General features: G+C 71.6%; 2 protein-coding genes. Both read right to left on the reverse strand.

The window, feature by feature from the left end:
- Positions 1-1,161 (reverse strand): cellulose binding domain-containing protein (locus ACQKIP_RS45935; RefSeq protein ID WP_427745720.1); only part of this gene is annotated, 1,161 nt, incomplete at its 3' end.
- 109 nt (positions 1,162-1,270) lie between these two features.
- The coding region (locus ACQKIP_RS45940; protein WP_427745721.1) for a family 20 glycosylhydrolase at positions 1,271-2,065 on the reverse strand (795 nt) is incomplete at its 5' end.

The following is a 2,065-nucleotide window of genomic DNA, read 5'->3' on the forward strand; positions in this document are numbered from 1 at the left end:
GTTGTCGATGGTCACCACCAGGTCGTGCCAGCCGGCATAGCTCTGGCGGGCCTCGCTGTGCTGGTTGACGGCCTCCCACGGGTCGGGGCGGTAGGTCTCCCAGGAGGTGGTGTAGAGGATGTTGGCCGGTTCGCCCCAGCCGCCGTTGGGCAGGTACTCGAAGTCGTATTCCGCGTAGTCGTCGGCCATCGGCGCCTTGAGGTCGTTGATGGTGAAGAACGTCTGGACGAGGCGGTCGCCGTCGGGGCCGGACCGCGGTGCGTCGCTGAACTTCACGCGGGCCGCGTACGTCCCGTTGCGGAACTTCATCGCCTGGGTGAGGAGTTCCGTCTGCTTGGTGGATGCGGCCGTCCCGGCGGTGGAGGTCTCCAGGTTCATCACCGAGTTGCCGCTCTGGGAGGGGAAGGTGACGTTCTCCGGGGACCAGGTCGCGCCGGGTACACCAGGTCCGCCGGAGTTCGAGCGGACGCTCCAGCCGTGCGCGGCGATCTTCGGGTCGGTGTGGCCGCTGTAGTTGAAGTCGTCGAACAGCGTGGGCCCGTCCGCGGGCGGGTCGGTGGGGTCCGTGGGGTCGGTCGGGTCGTTGCCCCCGGGGGCCTCGCCCCAGGTCGTCGTGCCGCCCTGGTGTGCCGTGACGCGCGACCAGTCACCGTAGGCGGAGCGCTCCTGGCCGAAGGAGTAGTCGTCGCTCTGCCGCAGGGGCTGCCAGTTCGACTGGTGGAAGCGCAGTTGCATGTCCCCGGTGTCCGCTCCCGGTGCCAGGCCCCCGGCCCCGGAGGTGAAGGAGATCTCCAGATAGCGGTCGGCCGTGGCGGTGGGGTGGGCGAGCGTGCCGAAGGTGCCGGTGATGTTGGAGCAGCCCTTCACCGCCCAGGAGCAGGCGAACCGGTAGGAGGCGGAGGCCGAATCGGCCTTGAAGTAGTAGCGCACCTTCACGTCGCTCAACTGCACGGCGGAGCTGCCGGTGTTGCGTACCTTGAGCCAGGGTTCGCTCTGGTCGGCCGTCGCGCCCGAAGCGCTCGTGCGGTACTGGACGACCAGCCCGCCGGCCGCGGCGGTGCCGGCGGATGCGGGTGCGGCTGCCAGCGCGGTGCAGCTCAGGGCCACGGTCAGTGCGGCGGCCGCTGCCGCGCGGATGCGGCTCTTGGCGAGTTTCCTCATGGGGGTGTTCCTCTCCGGAATCGGGTGGGGGTCGGACGGATGGATCGGTGCTGTGCCCGCGGGTGCGGTCGGGCGGGTCAGGGACTGCGCGGTTCGGCGTTCCGGCGGTTCAGTGGGTTGCGAGGGGGCGGTAGCGGACACCGAGGGCGTCGAGGCGGCCGGTGTGCTGGCGCAGCCGCTCGAGGAATCCGGGCCAGTCGCTGCGGCTGCCGGACCAGGCCCGGTCGGCCAGGGCGCACAGGCGCGGGTAGGTGAGGTACTCGATGCGGTCGGGCGTCTTCACGTACTCCGTCCACAACTGGGCCTGTGTGCCGAGCACTTGGCTGCTCTCGTGGGGCTGCCAGTGGTCCGGGGCCGGTTCGTTGCCGTGCACGGCCCGCAGGCCGACGGGGGCGCCGGGCTGGCCGGGGGGTTCACCGGCGTCGGCGGACTGGGCGTAGTCGAGGTAGGTGGCGCGGTGGTGGGTGGTCACCACCTGGTGGCCGCGTCGGGCGGCGGCCAGGGCGTGGGCCGGATCGCGCCAGGTCATCACGGTGAAGTCCAGGGGCAGTTCGGTGCCGGTCTCGGCCCAGCCGATCGGTGTGCGGCCCCGCTGCACCAGGAACGCGCCGATGCGGCCCATGAACCAGCCGTGCAGGGACGGCACGTCGGGCAGCCCTTCGGCCGCCGCGCGGGCCTTGGCCGCGGGGCTGTTCTCCCACTCGGTGGTCGGGCACTCCTCGCCGCCCAGGTGGATGTAGGGGGAGGGGAAGAGGTCCAGGACCTCCTCGAGGACGGTCCGGCAGAAGTCGAGGGCCTGGTCGTGGACGCCGAGCACGGTGTCGCACACGCCCCACCGCGTCCATACGTCCAGGCGGCGCTCGGGGTGGTTGCCCAGCTCAGGGTAGGCGGCCAGGGCCGCGCG

The sequence above is a fragment of the Streptomyces sp. NPDC059900 genome (assembly GCF_050270335.1).
In the GTDB taxonomy this organism is placed as follows: Bacteria; Actinomycetota; Actinomycetes; order Streptomycetales; family Streptomycetaceae; genus Streptomyces.